The sequence below is a fragment of the Bartonella sp. CB10SXKL genome (assembly GCF_042195515.1).
Classification (GTDB): domain Bacteria; phylum Pseudomonadota; class Alphaproteobacteria; order Rhizobiales; family Rhizobiaceae; genus Bartonella.
The window spans coordinates 14,918-32,010 of record NZ_JBHION010000013.1 but is presented as its reverse complement, the minus strand read 5'-3'; the positions used below and the strand labels follow the sequence as shown (position 1 = coordinate 32,010).

The following is a 17,093-nucleotide window of genomic DNA, read 5'->3' as shown; positions in this document are numbered from 1 at the left end:
AAGATCACACCGGCTGCCAAAGGCTCTTTTAAAGAAACGATTGCAAATAAAAGGAAAAATGCGTGAAAACCAAAGAAACAGAAAACAGAGAAAATCTTTTATCGATGACAGAAGAAGAATTGAAAAAACGCCGTGAAGCCGTTGAAGCAGCCATCAGCACCCATGCAATAGAGGGAATAGCGCTTCATTCCAAAACGTTGAAAATTTTAGAAGAATACGCAAAGGGGAATATTTCACTCGAGGAATTTAATACTCTTATGGACAACACGACATTATAAGGAAGCTACAATGCCAAAAGAAAAATTAAAAAAAACAGATGTGACATCCACAGTGCCTTCCCCTGAACATTATATGTATCCTAAAAGCAAAACATTAAAAAATAAATATGGAATAACAAACCTTGACGCTTTTACGGCAAGATGTGCGCATGATTCAGCAAAAGCGATGGTTAATCTGCGTGAAGCCCCCTTACCAGAAAAGTTTGATAGCTCCTATCTATGCCTTATTCATCAATGTCTATTTGAAAATACCTTTGAATGGGCTGGACAAACCCGCAATGTTCCCTTTACATTTGAAGATGGTACTACTGCCGTCGCTCCAGTAATGAAAAAAATAACAAATTTTGCAGTCGGTAGCGAATTACAAGAAGGTTTACAAAAATTAGATCAAACGCTTGCCGAAAAAAATAATTTGCAGGATTTATCATGCAAAGAATTTGCTTATGAAGCAGCCAAAATATTTGCCTCTCTCAACTATACACACCCCTTTAGAGAAGGCAACGGACGTACACAACGGATCTTTTTTGAAAATCTTGCCAAAGCCGCAGGGCATCAGCTTGATTTTTCACTGGTTACAAAAGAACGCATGTTGGTTGCTAGTGTTGCAGCAATACAAAATGACAATCTAGAACCAATGCAACATCTGTTTGACGATATCTCTAATCCCAATAAAATACCTCTTTTAAAGGAATTCATGAGCAACACGAAAGAACTTGGGCGTAGTGTGAATGATCGCCCTGTTATGGTCACAAAGGAAGGTGAAACCTACACGGGCACCTATAGAGGTGCTGGTCTTAACAGCTTTGCCTGCAATGTAAAAGGAGCTTACATTATCGGCAATAAAGAACATCTCACACCAGAACAACTCAAAACATTAAAACCCGGTGATAAATTTACCTTTACCGTTCCCGAAACAAAAGAGCTTGAAAGCATTCTTATTCCAGAAGAGAAATTAGCCCCTTTGACAAAAAATGAAACGGCCCAAATGGTTGCAGAAGATGCCTGTGTCCACGTAAGCCTAAAACAGGTCCAGAAACTGTCAAAAATTGTTTATGGTAATACAAAAACATTAGACAAACAGATGGTAGAAATCATCAAAAATCCAAGCTTAGGCCAACAGCTCGCCAACAAGATTGAAAGGGCACCGAGCTCTGTTTCTCGTCTTGCAGGTTTCAGTTTATGTGGACTACAAAATCAGGCACGTGCAAACGCTAAAAATCATATTGGTATGCTCTGTACTGCCGTTGCAAATTTCGCGTATGCTGTAAAATATGCTGAAAAGGAAATCACGCAAGAACATGCAACAGAACAAAGTCGCCTTGCAAAAACAATAGAAATGCCAAGTCAAAGCTTGCAAGATCTCCTCGCCTTGCCAAAAGAATTACAGCAAGAAGCTTTAGCAAAAAATTCTTTATGTCAAAAAGAGCTCAGCAACTTTGTAAAAAAGATCAACACCCGTCTTTCACCAAATGAACATAAAGCAGTTCAAAATAATGATTATGAAACACTGGCTCAAAGCATTGGCGTATCAGAAAATAAAGCCAAACAAATTACACAAATTATTAAGCAAACCAAAGAAGTACATCAGCAAGCACAAATATGCACAATGCGCCATTCCAAAGCATTCGCTATGGCCTGCTAAGAATGGATAAAACCTTCCTCCTTGATGAGAAAGGCTCATAAACGAAAACTGTTTGGCGTTATCTGCACCTTTGCAAAAAGAGATGAGAGTTAATATCACGTACCTGAAAAAGAGCATTTCGCAACATATTCTGATAGAATTGAGAGTAAAATACAATGAAATATACCAAAACACAAATGGTACTTATTTTAACACCAATCGCTTTAGGTGCTTTAACGATATTCCTTGTCCCTCATTTTTTACTGTTAATAACAAATGGACTAAAGAGCGATCAAATTTATTGGACTCTTCGTTCTGAGCCTTTATTAGTCTTAGCACTAACGGCTGCTGTTTCATTGTTGTATAGTCTGTCGCAAAAACTGCACTTACGTAAAATAATCACTTTTGTCTCCGTTGTTTTTTTTGGAACAACCGCTCTTTACTATATTGGTGGTGAAATAAAACGTTTAAGTCCCTATGTTGGCCAACAAGGAATAACGTGGAGCTATGCGCTTCAATTCATGGACCCCATGGTTGTCTTTGGCATCATCATTGGTGGTTTTCTTTCCATCATTCAATTCATAACAACCTCTCCACCTAAAAATAAGGTCAAGCGTGCAAAAAAAGGTGTTTTTGGTGAGGCCTCTTGGATGAATTTAAGAGAGGCAGCAAAAATCTTTCCTGCCAATGGGCAAATTGTTGTGGGTGAAAGATACCGTGTTGATCAAGATAATGTGTGCAAAATTCCCTTTGCGCCTGGCAATAAAACAACATGGGGAAAGGGTGGAACAGCCCCTTTGCTAACCTTTAATCTTGATTTTGGTTCAACTCATATGATCTTTTTTGCTGGTTCTGGTGGCTATAAAACCACAAGTACAGTAGTTCCTACGTGTTTAACCTATCCAGGGTCTATTGTTTGTCTTGATCCTTCAACAGAAGTTGCCCCAATGGTCAAATTTGCGCGTCAAAAGATGGGGAATAGAAATGTCATTGTTCTCGATCCCAATTCATTTTTAACAAAAAATTTTAATGTCATCGATTGGCTTTTAGACGACAGCGTACCACGCACACAACGCGAAGCGAATATTGTAAGCTTTTCCAAGTTGCTCCTTACAGATAAAAAATCAGACAATTCTTCAGCAGAATATTTCTCGACACAAGCCCATAATTTATTAACAGCTCTTCTTGCTCACGTTGTATTTTCTGATGAATATGAAGACAGCGAGCGCAATTTAAAAACATTGCGTGGCATTCTCTCTCAATCAGAAACAGCTGTTGTTAATCAATTACGCATGATTCAAGAAACAACACCTTCTCCTTTTATTCGTGAAATGGTTGGTATTTTTACAGAAATGGCAGAACAAACCTTTTCAGGAGTCTATACAACCGCCTCAAAAGATACCCAATGGCTTTCTTTGTCCAATTACGCAGATCTTGTCTGCGGAGATGATTTTTTTTCCTCAGATATTGCAAATGGCAATACAGATGTTTTTCTCAATCTCCCCGCAAGCATTTTAAACAGTTATCCAGCTATTGGACGTGTAATTATTGGCGCCTTTCTCAATGCCATGGTTACAGCAGACGGTAACTATAAAAAGCGTGTTTTATTTGTCTTAGATGAAGTTGATCTTCTAGGCTATATGAATATTTTAGAAGAAGCACGCGATCGTGGACGTAAATACGGTACATCCTTAATGCTTTTTTATCAATCCTCTGGTCAGTTGGTCAATCACTTTGGAGAAGCCGGAGCACGCTCATGGTTTGAAAGCTGCTCTTTTGTCAGCTATGCTGCCATTAAAGACCTCCAAACAGCCAAAGACATTTCAGAACGCTGTGGACAAATGACCGTTGAAGTCACCGGAACAAGCAAATCAAGAGGCTTATCCTTAGGAAAGAGTTCATACAACGTCAATTACCAACAAAGAGCCCTGATTTTACCCCATGAAGTTATTCAAGAAATGCGTCAAGATGAACAAATTATTCTTATGCAAGGACACCCCCCTTTGCGATGTGGTCGCGCCATTTATTTCAGAAGAAAAGAAATGTTAGCCGCAGCTGCAAAAAACCGCTTTGCCCCACAAAAGAAAAACTAACCTCCTATTATGAGATCTTGACTATGAAAAGAACAACCACAAAAACAACATAGATTTCTATTTTTTAAAAACCCGTTAACAAAAAGTTTTTGAACGCTTCCTCACACATATAAGGAAAACATGATAAAAAAATCCGTGTTTTTTCCTTTTTGTATTTTGTGTATCGTTTTACCAGCGCCCATCATCTTTATAAAAATACCACCCCCTCAAATCACCTATAACTAAACCAACATCTCCACTTGGGAAAGTCTGCAAATACATTCCTACAAAGCTTTTTGTGTATAATTTATCTCCTACAAACAACCAAAAACATTTCACAACGCTAATCCCCAATATCAAGACTTAAGAAAAACAAAAGATTGATCTTTGAGACAAGAACTCTCAAAACACCCACACTCAAGAACATCGATTTTTCCCAAAAAACATTTAAGATATACATCAAAATGAATAAATCATTCTTATACAAGCTTTTCCCCCTTTACGATATCATAAAGTGTTCTATTTTAATGATAAAGCGCTGAAAAAGGCTTTTCTCCCAACCAAAGAAAGAGTTTTCTCTCTTATGGATCTTAGAACAGCGCAATACAATAAGAGCAACAATACAAAATAAAAAACATTTTGTTGCAAAAATACACAAACAAGATGTTCGTATGGCAAGATATTCATATGGAGCAGTAAGAAAAACATAATGGAGAAAAATTCTTGATAACTGCTTTTACCCATAGATTCACCAATCTGAGTACTGTGTATAAAAAGTACCAGCACCATCCGCTAACCAAGAGCGATCGCACCCGCCATATCCACGCCCCTCATCAAAGCGCTCTTGCAAACAACTTTGTTAAAGGAAAAAAACAACAATTTTAAGCAACATTTTTCTTTTTGACCTCTTCCTTACACCTCAAAGAACGAAGATTTTACCCAAAGTCAATTTGTAGAAAATTCATTTTCTAACTACTCATGGGATTCATATCAAGGCCCTCAATACCAGTATTTTACAGCACAAGGTAATAAACAAAGGAACCATCAGAAAAACTTTTCAAAAATAAATGAAAAAAGAAAATAGGCATGAAAACAATCATAACAGAACATTTTGCACCTCTTACACCAAAAACCTTTCAAAAGCATCACAAAACGATTGCTACAACTATCCATACACTGGAGGGAAAAGTGCTTTCTCTCATAACTACCAAAATCTCAAAAGAATACGCGAAGGGGAATTTTTCACATGCAGCGTTTAAGACGCTCATCAACCACCACCCTACCTACTTAGGAGAGATTATATGTTAGAGCAAAATTATCTATATAAAGGTACCCCAACACTCAAAAATAAATATGGCATAAAAGACCCCAAAAAACTGTATGAACGCTGTGCTCATGATACCGCCAGAGAAGCCGTCAATTTTCGCCACGAACCACTTCCACAAAAATTTGATGTTTCCTATCTAAAACTAATCCACTGGAGCCTCTTCCACAGAACTTTTGAATGGGCTGGAAAAACCCGCGATACATCCTTTACATTTGAAGACGGCACCACTGCCCATATGCCGGCGATGCGTCCCAAAGGTTATGAAGTTCCTTTTGCTATCGGACCGCAGATTCAAAAAGAACTAAAACAACTCGAAAAAACACTTAATGAGAAGAACAATTTAAAAGGTTTATCGCGCCAAGAATTTGCTGAAAATGCCGCAGAAGTTTTTATGGCGCTCGAGCACGCACATCCTTTCAGAAAAGGGAATGGGCGCGTCAATCGAATGTTTATGGAAAAACTTGGACAAGCCGCAGGACATACCATTGACTTTTCTTTCATCACAAAAGGACGCATGACAGCAGCTTGTATTGAAGCCGTGCAATATGGCAATCCCCAACCGATGAAAGATCTTTTTGAAGATATCACACATCCGCAAAAATCCCTTGTTTTAAAAGAATTCATCTCCCAAATGAGAAACGCGGGACTGGATGAAATTAACAATCGTGTTGTTGTTGCAACAAAAGAAGATGTAACCTACGAAGGCGTCTTTAGAGGTTTTTCAGCAGAAGGTTTTGTCATGGAAGTAGAGGGTGCTTTCGTAGTCGGCCACAAAGATGATCTCCCCCCAGAACTCGTCAAAACATTACAAAACGGTACTCGCCTCTGCTTTCAAAAAACCAACGTTCAAAATGTAAAAGAAATATTGATCCCAAAAGAAACATTAGAATCTCTCACCCATGAAGAGTTATTCACAAAGATTTCAAATGACGCTTATGTTGAAGCATGCCGAAAAGAAATCAAAAATTTATCAAAACTCGTTTATGGTAAAATCCACGCCTTAAATACAAAAATAGATATCTTAACGGCTGATCCAAGCTTAGGAAATCAATTTGCTGATGAAATTTTACAAAACCCTCAATCAATTTCTAAACTTGCAGGGAGAAAAATACTTGACATGAAAAGCCCAAATCGCAGACTGGCGGAACAAACTGCTCCACAACTCAGCCAAGCCCTTAAAAATTATGCCACAATAACACAACAAACAAAAGAAGAAATTTTAGAGCAACATCAAAGAGAACAAAATCGACTGAGTCACACTGTCGAAACACCTGGAAAAAATTTACAAAACCTTTTTACCTTACCAAGAGAACAACAAAAGGAAGCTTTATTGCATTCTCCAACACTACGACAAGAACTCCATCACTTTTCGCGCCAACTACACAATCGTCTATCCTCAGAAGAGCGTAAAGCCATACAAGAAAAAGATCATACCAGACTAGCGTGCCTCCTTGGGACATCGGAAAGCAAAGCAAAAGAAATTGCGAATACTGTAAAGAACACCCAAGAAGCACAATGTCAAGCCCGCAGCTTGAAAGTTAGTCGCTCTTCATCGCTTGCTCTTACCGGCTAAAAAGCGTGAACTTTTACCTTCCAACTAACTCTTAACGCAAATCATTTTATCTCCATTACGCTCACCAATTGTTTTAAAATGGTACAAAAAATAGTCCTAAAAATGAATCCTGTAATTTGATGTAACTTATTGATAATATTTCATAAAAAAACTGTATAAAAGACATAAATGTCCACTATATATCAATATGAATAGCGCGAAATCTTTGGAGGTCATTTAATTTGATATCTTACCTTATCCTAAAGTTGTTATCAAAAAATGGGGAATGCGCCAAAGAGGTTTTCTAAAAATATTGAAAGGAAACAGCCATGAAAAAAAGTCACCCACAACCAGCCCCCCAGAACCCACAACCCCAGAGCCAAGACCCCCTCTACGCCAAGGTTAATAAACCACCCAAAGAACAGCGCAACCCACAACACTATACACTTCAACAACCACCAGAAACGGTCTTTGCTCCCAAAAAGCCACTTGACCAACAAAACCTAGGATCTCCTAATGTAGAAGACCTCTACGCAAAGGTTAATAAACCACCCAAAGAACAGCGCAACCAACAACAATACACACTTCAACAACCACCAGAAACGGTCTTTGCTCCCAAAAAGCCACTTGACCAACAAAACCTAGGATCTCCTAATGTAGAAGACCTCTACGCAAAGGTTAATAAACCACCCAAAGAACAGCGCAACCAACAACAATACACACTTCAACAACCAGCAGAAACGATCTATGCTCCCCAACAGCCACTAGGAAATCCCTATGACAGACTTGGTGGAAGACCAAGTGATGGGCGACGCACCAACAGACTCGTAGACCCCTATAAAATAACGGACTTGGAAGCGCAAGGTTGGCAAACACCCTATGACACAATTGGTGGAGGAGCACAGGGTGGAGGACATCGCCAAGAACCGGAACATCTCTATGCAGAGCTTGAGTTTGGTGAACGTGGTGAGCTCTCTCCCCAAAGACCACTCGAATCTGTCTATACAACGGTTGGCATGGGGGCTGAAGGCGGGCAAGAGTCTGAACAACTAGAAAATCCCATCTATCAAGGCGTTGGAGGAGGCAGAATCTCTCCTCCCAGAACCCAAAAAGATGTGGTTACAACAAGGCTTTTAAAAAACGTAGACTTTCAATATGGTGTGAGAGAAACGCAAGAGTGGTGCAGAGTTGTTTATGGTAACGAACATGCTTTGAATGACCACCTTGCTAAAATTCTTGACGATCCTCAAAATGCAGAGCAAATCTTATGGGGCCTTGCAGAAAATCCTGAAAGCGCTGGTAAGCTTGCAGGTCACAAAATACTTGGTGTAAAGTCTCCAAGCCGCAGAGAAGCTGAAGAGAGTTTTTCTCCCCTTTGCTCAGCTCTTGAGAGGCATATACATACGGCACAAAAGCTCCATAAACAGTTTACACGGGAGCATGAAAGAGAAAGAGGTCAAAGACAAGAAAGTCCAGAAAGAGAAGCAGAACACAGACACCACCATCATCATCGTCATGCAAGAGGACAAGAACAAAATAGTCCAGAGCACAGCCCACAAAGACAAAGACATGGAGAAAAAGGAATGGCTTTTGCCATGTAAGTGGACATAAACGTAAAAACAGATAGTTTTTGTTTTTCATGTAATTTTTTTCAGTGAGTTTCTTGGCGCAAATCATTTTATCGTGATTGCGCCAAGAGTTGTTTTAGAATGTTACAAAAAATAGTTCTAAAAGTAGATCCTGTAATTTATTGTAACTTATTGATAAAATTTCATAAAAAAACTGTATAAAAGACATAAATGTTCATTACATATCAATATTGAATAGCGCAGAATCTTTGGCGGTCATTCGGTTGGATATCTTCCTTTATATAAAAGTTATCAAAACTAAAAGTGGGGAATGCACCAAAGAGGTTTTCTAAAAATATTGAAAGGAAATATGTATGAAAAAACATCATCCACATCCTTCTGCAAATCCAGAAGCCCTCTATGCAACAGTTAATAAACCAAACAGAGGAAACCAGCGCGGACCAAAACCAGAAGAAGACGTTCTATACGCAACTGTTAGCAGTGTTTCTCCTTCAAGAGGGAGACATCCTGATCGGGGAAGAGAAAGTTCTGAAACCGATTACACAAAGGTTGCTCCCCCAAGACGCGAAGAGGAAGTTACATACGCATCAGTGAGCAGCGTTACCCCTTCTTCAAGAGGTAAACATCAAAGGACAGAAGATCCTGAAACCGACTATACAACGGTTGCTCCGCACCAAAGAGGAAAGCCTTCATCTTCCCTCACAGCTGATCAAATAAGTGTCATGCTTTTAAAAAATCCACACGTCCAAGCACATGCAGAAGAAGTCATACACTGGAGTAAAATTGTTTATGGCGATGATACGATTTTCCAGCAGCACTTGCAAGGAATACTTACAGATCCCACTAAAGGAAAAGACCTTTCAAATCAACTTGCTGAAAATCCTGAATCTATACATAAACTTGCTGGCCGCTCCACACTTGGCTTAAAAAATCAAACACGCAAAGCAGCTGAAGATGGTTTTAGATCGCTCGTTGATGCCGTTGATGGTTATACGAAAGCTGTACAAGACGCAGCAACAAGACTATCGCAAACCCCTCTAGCGGAACAAAGACGCCGTCAAGAAAATTCTCAGCAAGTTGAGAGACACCATCATCGTTATCATCATCATCACACAAGAGGACAAGAACAAAATAGTCCAGAGCACAGCCCTCAACGACAAAGACATGGAGAAAAAGGAATGGCTTATGCCATGTAAGGGGGCATAAACATAAAAACAGATAGTTTTTGTTTTTCATTTAATCTTTTTTTTCAGTGAGTTTCTTGGCGCAAATCGTTTCATCGCGATTGCGCCAAGAGTTGTTTTAGAATGTTACAAAAAATAGCCCTAAAAATGGCGCCTGTAATTCACGACGACTATTGATAACTTATTGATAATATTTCACAAAAAAACTGTATAAAAGACACAAATGTCCATTAAGCTGATTGCAAATAGCGCAGATCTTTGGAAGCTCATTCAGCTCGATATTTCTTTTGTCTCAAAGCGATCCAAGCATAAAAGGCAAGAATGCACCAAAGAGGTTTTCTAAAACAATTTTTGAAAGGAAACATGCATGAAAAAAAACCACCCTCATCCTTTTCCATCCTCTTCAATACAAGAACTTATAAAGCTCTATGAACAAGCAGCGGCAGAGGTCTCAGGCGCAGCCCCCCTTCCTAAAGAAACGCCTTCAAAAAGCAAAAGACTGTCATCCATACCGGAAGAAGATGAGGAAAGACAATCTCTTTTAAGCGAAGAAACTGTACATGCATCAACAAATCCAACAGCTTCGTTAACAAGAGGCAGCTCTACCAAAAGGCAGCAAAAAACTGAAACGACACACTCAACAGTTCCTTCACAAGTTACCCAAAGGACAACAAGAGTTCTCTCAGAGGAAGAAATCATTCTATTGCTTCCACACCATTCATTGGTTCGAACCTATCAAGAAGAAATCCAACGTTTATCCGCAAGTGCCTATGGTAACCCAAACATTTTGCAAGAAAAAATACAGGAAATTCAAATAAATCCCGCTGCAGGAGAAGAGCTCTCATGGCGCATGGCAGCCTATCCTGAAAGTATTGCTAAACTTTCCGGCACCAGCGCGTTGGGCTTTAAAAATCGAGTGCGTAGACAAGCGGAAGAGAGTTATTCCACTCTCAGTATCACCATTGATTGTTATACAGAAGCTGTAAAACAGGCAAGAGAGAACCTCTTACAATCTCCAGAGCAAGAACTCAAAAACTATGAACGCTTTATGGGGAAAGAAGCCGTCGCTAAACTTCTACAAAAACCAGATCAACGTGAAAAAGCAACGCTTTCAGAAGTAGAAATTTCTACCCAAATTCACCAACATTCAAAAGTCAAAAGACACCATGCCCAAATCCAATATTGGTGCGGTGTTGTTTTTGGCAACAAAAACATTTTGCAATCACAAGTGGAAACACTTTTCCAAAACCCTGAAACAATAGAAGCACTCGCACAGCAACTTGTCGGAAATCCTCAATCTTTTCACAAGTACGCTGGTCGTAACTTTTGTGGCTTTAAAAATCAAGCACGCAGGCATGCTGAAGCTGGTCTTTCTCACCTCATTGACGCCACTGACAATTATGCAACGGCTGTAACACAAGTAAGAGAGAGCATTTCACAAACCGAGCAGACAAAACAAGAACACAATGAAGCATCTTCTGAGAGATCGCAAAACTTGCATCAACAACAAAGCGTCTCACAGTCTGCTCAACGCCCCGAGCCTTCAATAGTAACGCATGAAGAAGCAACAACCTCTACGCAACAAAGAGAAACAGATATTCGTCCTCGCAAAACTATCGCCCCAAAAGCGATGGCTTTTGCCAGCTAAACAGGACATAAGTTTTCACATTAAATCTAACATCTTGGCGCAACACAGAACAGGGGTGTTTGCGCCAAGAAAGCCCCATCTTGTGAAACCATTCAGTTTCATATCTGCTCTCGTAAAGACCGAGTAAAAAAGCATAAAACAGAATAAAAACCAACGTACGTTTTTAAATAGTATTTAAAAACAATATTGGAAGAGTTTGAAAGGAACATGCATGAAAAAAAGAAATCCCTCCCCTTTTATCACCGAAATGATGGAAAAATTTCAACAACCGGCTGAACAATCCCCCACCAGAACCCCTCCTTCCCAAGTTTCTCAAAATTTGCCAAAACCAACTGTAGAAAAACGCCCAGAAAATTTATCACACCACCCAAAGGTTGCGCCACCGCCCCCCCCCCGCATGAGAGCAAACACTCAAACCAGCACAATGCCCTCCAGCGCTAAAATCCCCAGCACCAAAACCCAAGAGATACCTCCTCTCCAAACAAAAGTAGCTCCGCCCAAACCCCCACGCACAAAAGAAAATCTACAACCCAGCTCACAAATCCAAGAACGCTCCTCTCCGCACACAAAAACGCCTCCACAAAGACCACCACGTGCAAAAGATAGAGAACAAAACAAAACAACAGCTCAAGAGAGAGAACACCTCTATGCAACGCCTACTTCGCAAACACCCCCACGCATGAGGGAAAAAGCACAAACCGGCACAAAAATCCCCAGCTCACAAATCCAAGAAAACTCCTCTCCGCACACAAAAGCAGCTCCACAAAGACCACCACGTGCAAAAGATAGAGAACAAAACAAAACAACGGTTCAAGAGAGAGAACACCTCTATGCAACGCCTACTTCGCAAACATCGCCACGCATGAGAGACAGAGTGCAAAACGGTACAAAAATCCAAAATCCTGAAACATACGACCCAAGTGTTAGACCCAAAACACCATCACATATGAAAGTCAGACAGCAAAGCAGTTCATCATCACAAGACAGTGGAACATATGCCGTCCCTCCTTCAAGAAAACCGCTCCGTATGGGAAACAGAAAACAAAGCGATACTATCGTCCCAAAACCTGCCTCTCCACACACAGCAATTGAACAACCAAAACCGTCTCACGGACAAAAATCATCTATTAATACAATGGAAAGAGAGCTGTTACTCGTAGCATATCAAGAAGAAATACGATTTTTGTGCGAAAAGGTTTATGGCAACAGGCTTATTTTAGAAGAAAGAATAGAAGCAATCAAAGAAAACCCCAATATGGGAGAACAGCTCTTATGGGATATTACAGAACAGCCTAAGTCTATTTCTAAGCTTGCTGGTAGAAAAGTTCTCGGCATAAAAAATAACGCGCGCAAACAAGCTGAAGAAACTCTTCCTACCCTATGTGCTGCTATTAACGGTTATATGTATACTTCAAAATATACAAAAAGTGAAAATATTTCACAAGGTTCTCACACGGAACAACAACATCAGCGACAAGCACAAGAGAAAGAGCCAATAAATCAACATTTACAAAATTCGCTCAATTCAGAAAAGAAAATAAAGCCTCTCTCAAATCAGGAAATTGCCCGCAGAGTTCAACAAGATCCATCGGTTCAATATGGTCAAAGAGAGATCCAATATTGGTGCCAAATTGTTTATGATGATCCATTTATTTTACAATATAGAATGGAAGATATGCACAAAATTCCAGAGATGGGAGAAGAGCTTGTATTTCAAATTAAAAAGGATTCTACATCTTTTGCTCCACTTGCTGGTAGAAAAACCCTTGGCATAAAAAACGGAGCACGCAAAGCCGCTGAAGAAAATATCCCTACCCTTTGTACCGCCATTAAGGACTATGCTGATACAATAAAACAGTTAAGAGAAACCATTGTGCAAAACCATCAGGAAGAACAACAAAAACGTTATCAACCACCTACCGATTTCGATAAAAAATTACAAAAGCAGCAAAGCTTATCGCAGCCCCTGAAGCTGCCTGAACGCTCAACAGCAAAGCGGCATAAAGAGGTTACAGAAACTTCTAGACAAGAAGACCAGCCGCAAGTTCGACCGCGCAGAGCCGAAACATCAAAAGCAATGGCTTTGTCGTGATAAATCTCACAATTGTTGGCTTTTTATCCAAAACTTTGGTGCAATTATCTTGCCAAGATTGCATCAAAGACGGTGTGTGAAATACAGAAAACTTTGAATAAGACACCCCTTTATTTTACAGAATTCATTGATAAAATTTCACGATAATACTTCAAAATTATAAACTTTAACTTTGTTCCATGCGAATAAGGTCAATTTTTTCAATCATTCAAATGGGCATTCTTCTTTGAAGAAAACGCAATGAAAATAATTAAAGGCAAAAAATGTAAAAAAAGCTTTCAAAAAATAATGTTAACATTTGAAAGGAAATATACATGAAAGAAAACACTAAACATTATGCCTCTTCCTCACAGGAAAAATTGCAAGAACAACACTCTGTAATTAATGCAGCCATTTCTAAGCAAATCAATAAAGCATCGCAAAATTTCTTTTATCCCAATAGCAAAGTGCTTAAAAATAAATACCGCATCAAAGATAAAGAAATATTAAAAGAATGCTGTTCTAATGATGTAAAAAAAGAAATGATAAAACTGCATCAAGAACCTCTACCAGAGCAGTTTAATGCCTCTTATCTAAAATACCTTCATCAACGCCTCTTTTCCCGTGCATTTGAATGGGCCGGACAAACACGCGAAGAGCCTTTTACATTTGAAGATGGTACTGTTGCTTCTATGCCCATTTTGAAAAGAAAAGAATTTACAAAACCTTTTGCGATTGGCAGAAAAATACAGAAGGGACTAGAAAAGTTAGATAAAACGCTTTCTGAAAAGAATAATTTACAAGGCTTAACGCGCGAAGAATTCGTTGAACAAGCCGCTGGAATAATGATAGATTTGCACCACTTGCATCCTTTCAGAGAGGGCAATAGGCGCACAAAGAGACTGTTTGTTGAAAAACTCGCTCAAGCAGCAGGACATGAGCTAGACTTTTCTCTTGTGAGCAAAAAACGTAAAGACTTTGTCCGCGCCGCTGCCATGGAACATGGCGATCCAGAGCCTATGAAGCATCTGCTTGAGGATATCTCAAATCCAGAAAAATTGCTCATTTTACAAGAATTTACCAACTCTATGAGAAAGCTTGGATTGGATGAAAAAAATTATTATCTCACTGTCGTCGCAAAAGAAGGAGAAACCTATCATGGTACCTACAGAGGCAGTGGACCCAATGGCTTCATGCTTGATGCCAACGGGACTTTCATCTTAGGAAATAAAAAAGATCTCACCCCAGAGCAAATACAGACATTAAAAATCGGTGACGCCCTCTCCTTTACAGCGCCCAAAACTCAAACCCCAGAAAAAAACATTGCTTCCAGAAAAAAAAGAGCCGTTCTCACAAACGATGAAATAACTGAAAAGAGCAAAGACAACGCATCCATTCAAACAAAGAAAAAAGAAAAAGCCCATTTTTCACCATGGAGTGCCCCTCATGCTTTACATGACAGCATTGAAGTTATGCCCGAAAATTTGCAAGAACAAATGACCAAACCAATTGCTCAATCTGCTTCCTCTATGAGGCAAATGCAAAAAGATTTCCAAAAAAACATTTTACAGACCAGCAATACAGCGACAAATAATCCAATATCTGTCCAAATGACAAAGGAAAAACGCTCTGATCATCAAGAAAGAATGAAACAGCCCCCAAAAAAAGCAATGGCATACTGGGACACTGGTACAAAAAAAACGGACACCGTCCCTCTCACCTTACAGGAGAAATTATCCTCATCGCCTCAAACTGAAGAAAATAAGACAATGTACCGTAATTTCTTTTGCCCTAATAGTATCACCTTAAAAAATAAATATGGAATAAACGACTATAAAAAATTAAAAGTGCAATGTGCCCATGATACAACAAAAGCAATCATTCATCTACGCCAAGAAGCGCCACCGCAAAAACTAACTTCCACATATCTCCAATATATTCATCACACCCTATTTAAAAATACTTTTGAATGGGCCGGACAAACACGCGAAAAACCATTTACATTTGAAGATGGTACCGTTGCTTATATGCCAATGATGAAAAAAGCTGGGATTTCTTTTGCCTCAGCAAAACAGATACAAGAGGGACTAGAAAATTTAGATAAAATACTTGCTGAAACGAATAGTTTAAAAGGCTTAACCCGCGAAACATTTATTGAACATGTCACTGAAATGTTGATACAGCTCAACTATACGCATCCCTTCAGAGAAGGTAATGGACGCACGCAACGGACGTTTTTTGAAAAACTTGGGCAAGTTGCTGGCCACACACTCGACTTTTCTCTTGTAACAGAAAAACGCATGAATCTTGCCAGCATTGCATCGCTAAAACATAACGATAAGGAAGAGATGAAACATCTGCTTGAGGATATCTCAAATCCAGAAAAAATACTTATTTTAAAAGAATTCATGGATAATATGAAACATATTGAGTTTGAAAATATTCATCATCATCTTGTTACAACAGCAAAAGAAGGTCATACCTATAAAGGCTTTTACAGAGGCAGTGGACCCAATGGCTTCATGCTTGATGCCAACGGGATTTTCATCTTGGGAAATAAAAAAGATCTCACCCCAGAGCAAATACAGACATTAAAAATCGGTGACGCCCTCTCCTTTACAGCACCAAAAATTCAAAACCAGCAAGAAGTGCTTATCCCCGCACAAACAATAGCCCCCCTTACCAGCAATGAAATTGCCACAAGGATAAAAAACAACGCATCCATTCAAGCAAGAAGAAAAGAAATCGAAACTTTGTGTCAAATCATTTATGGCAATCGTCATATTTTGCAGGAAAGAATTGAGATGATCCATGAAAATCATACTGAAGGAGAACAGCTCACCTATCAAATTACCACCTCTCCCCAATCTATTTCTAAGCTTTCTGGTAGCAATGTATTTGGCATAAAAAACAACGCGCGTGCCCATGCTGAAGCAAATATTTTGCCCCTCTGTAGAGCCATTGATCGTTATATCAATATTTTTAAACAAACAGAAAGAGACATTCTCCATACCCATCATGTAAAACAAAGGCGGTGTGAACAGTCGGTAAAAATTCCTGAGGCTTGGATGAAAAATCTCTTTTCCTTGTCAAAAGCACAACAGCAAGAAACTTTATCAAACTCTCCTGAATTAAGGGGGGAGATAAGGACTTATATCAAAAAAATCAATGAGCGCTTATCCTCAAGCGAGCATGAAGCTATAAAGGAAAATAATCCTGAAAAACTTGCGAAGAGTCTTGGTACATCAACCGTTAAAGCAAAAGAGATTATGGAAATAATCAAGCAGATAAAAGAGATAGAACAGCATATACAACCCATGTATTTTTATAACCATAAATTCGATGAGCGCTTAGCACCAAACCAGTATCAATCTATCCAGCATCAATCTATAAAGAAAAATAATGAAAAAAAATGTTCCAACACTCTCGATAAAGAATCAATTAAAGTGCAAAAAATGACAGAAAACGTCAATCAGAGTCCTAAAAGACAAGAAAATATTCAACCTCACAAAACAGAGCACGCAAAAGCGATGGCAATGAATATCTAAAAGGTTCATAAACTTTAACTTTTTTACCCTCTCTGGTGAAAATGATAGCCTTTACCCCCCCTGCCTTCATCGGCAAATCAATCGACCTCAACGAGAATGGAAACCATGAGAGAGCAATTTTATCTTATTTTCTCAGATGTTATCCTCATCAACTGTGAAAAGAAACCTGAACAGGAAAAATAAAAGGATCAATCATTTTTGAA

At 39.1% G+C, this 17,093-nt stretch carries 9 protein-coding genes; all 9 read left to right on the top strand.

Features of this window, described 5'->3' with window-relative positions; all coding sequences use genetic code 11:
* Positions 1–104 precede the first annotated feature (104 nt).
* Positions 105–278, top strand: coding sequence for an antitoxin VbhA family protein (locus ACFIK3_RS07580; RefSeq protein WP_275065231.1), 174 nt, complete (start codon positions 105–107; stop codon positions 276–278).
* 10 nt (positions 279–288) lie between these two features.
* Positions 289–1,920 carry a BID domain-containing T4SS effector gene (locus tag ACFIK3_RS07575; protein ID WP_375671326.1) on the top strand — a complete coding sequence of 544 codons (1,632 nt, stop codon included), beginning with the start codon at positions 289–291 and terminating at the stop codon, positions 1,918–1,920.
* A gap of 155 nt (positions 1,921–2,075) precedes the next feature.
* Positions 2,076–3,992, top strand: a complete 1,917-nt coding sequence (gene traG / locus ACFIK3_RS07570) for a Ti-type conjugative transfer system protein TraG (RefSeq protein WP_273790952.1) — start codon at positions 2,076–2,078, stop codon at positions 3,990–3,992.
* A gap of 1,280 nt (positions 3,993–5,272) precedes the next feature.
* A complete protein-coding gene (locus tag ACFIK3_RS07565; protein WP_375676494.1) occupies positions 5,273–6,871 on the top strand; it encodes a BID domain-containing T4SS effector in 1,599 nt (532 codons plus the stop codon).
* A gap of 308 nt (positions 6,872–7,179) precedes the next feature.
* The gene (locus ACFIK3_RS07560) at positions 7,180–8,451 is read left to right on the top strand and encodes a BID domain-containing T4SS effector (RefSeq protein WP_375676493.1); all 1,272 of its coding nucleotides are present in this window, start codon (positions 7,180–7,182) and stop codon (positions 8,449–8,451) included.
* Between the two features lie 341 nt (positions 8,452–8,792).
* Complete coding sequence (locus tag ACFIK3_RS07555; protein ID WP_273790949.1) at positions 8,793–9,635, top strand: BID domain-containing T4SS effector; 843 nt, start codon at positions 8,793–8,795, stop codon at positions 9,633–9,635.
* Between the two features lie 355 nt (positions 9,636–9,990).
* Positions 9,991–11,271 (top strand): BID domain-containing T4SS effector, encoded by a 1,281-nt coding sequence (locus ACFIK3_RS07550; protein ID WP_273790948.1) that lies wholly within the window; start codon positions 9,991–9,993, stop codon positions 11,269–11,271.
* A gap of 211 nt (positions 11,272–11,482) precedes the next feature.
* Entirely contained in the window at positions 11,483–13,363 is a 1,881-nt protein-coding gene (locus ACFIK3_RS07545) for a BID domain-containing T4SS effector (protein ID WP_375676492.1), read from the top strand.
* 314 nt (positions 13,364–13,677) lie between these two features.
* Positions 13,678–16,890 carry a BID domain-containing T4SS effector gene (locus ACFIK3_RS07540; RefSeq protein WP_375676491.1) on the top strand — a complete coding sequence of 1,071 codons (3,213 nt, stop codon included), beginning with the start codon at positions 13,678–13,680 and terminating at the stop codon, positions 16,888–16,890.
* Positions 16,891–17,093 lie beyond the last annotated feature (203 nt).

What these genes read in the sequence shown, in the direction of transcription:
- ACFIK3_RS07575 (WP_375671326.1), top strand. Translation starts at nt 289, where the DNA reads ATGCCAAAAGAAAAATTAAAAAAAACAGATGTGACATCCACAGTGCCT.
- ACFIK3_RS07555 (WP_273790949.1), top strand. Translation starts at nt 8,793, where the DNA reads ATGAAAAAACATCATCCACATCCTTCTGCAAATCCAGAAGCCCTCTAT.
- traG (WP_273790952.1), top strand. Translation starts at nt 2,076, where the DNA reads ATGAAATATACCAAAACACAAATGGTACTTATTTTAACACCAATCGCT.
- ACFIK3_RS07565 (WP_375676494.1), top strand. Translation starts at nt 5,273, where the DNA reads ATGTTAGAGCAAAATTATCTATATAAAGGTACCCCAACACTCAAAAAT.
- ACFIK3_RS07580 (WP_275065231.1), top strand. Translation starts at nt 105, where the DNA reads ATGACAGAAGAAGAATTGAAAAAACGCCGTGAAGCCGTTGAAGCAGCC.
- ACFIK3_RS07550 (WP_273790948.1), top strand. Translation starts at nt 9,991, where the DNA reads ATGAAAAAAAACCACCCTCATCCTTTTCCATCCTCTTCAATACAAGAA.
- ACFIK3_RS07545 (WP_375676492.1), top strand. Translation starts at nt 11,483, where the DNA reads ATGAAAAAAAGAAATCCCTCCCCTTTTATCACCGAAATGATGGAAAAA.
- ACFIK3_RS07540 (WP_375676491.1), top strand. Translation starts at nt 13,678, where the DNA reads ATGAAAGAAAACACTAAACATTATGCCTCTTCCTCACAGGAAAAATTG.
- ACFIK3_RS07560 (WP_375676493.1), top strand. Translation starts at nt 7,180, where the DNA reads ATGAAAAAAAGTCACCCACAACCAGCCCCCCAGAACCCACAACCCCAG.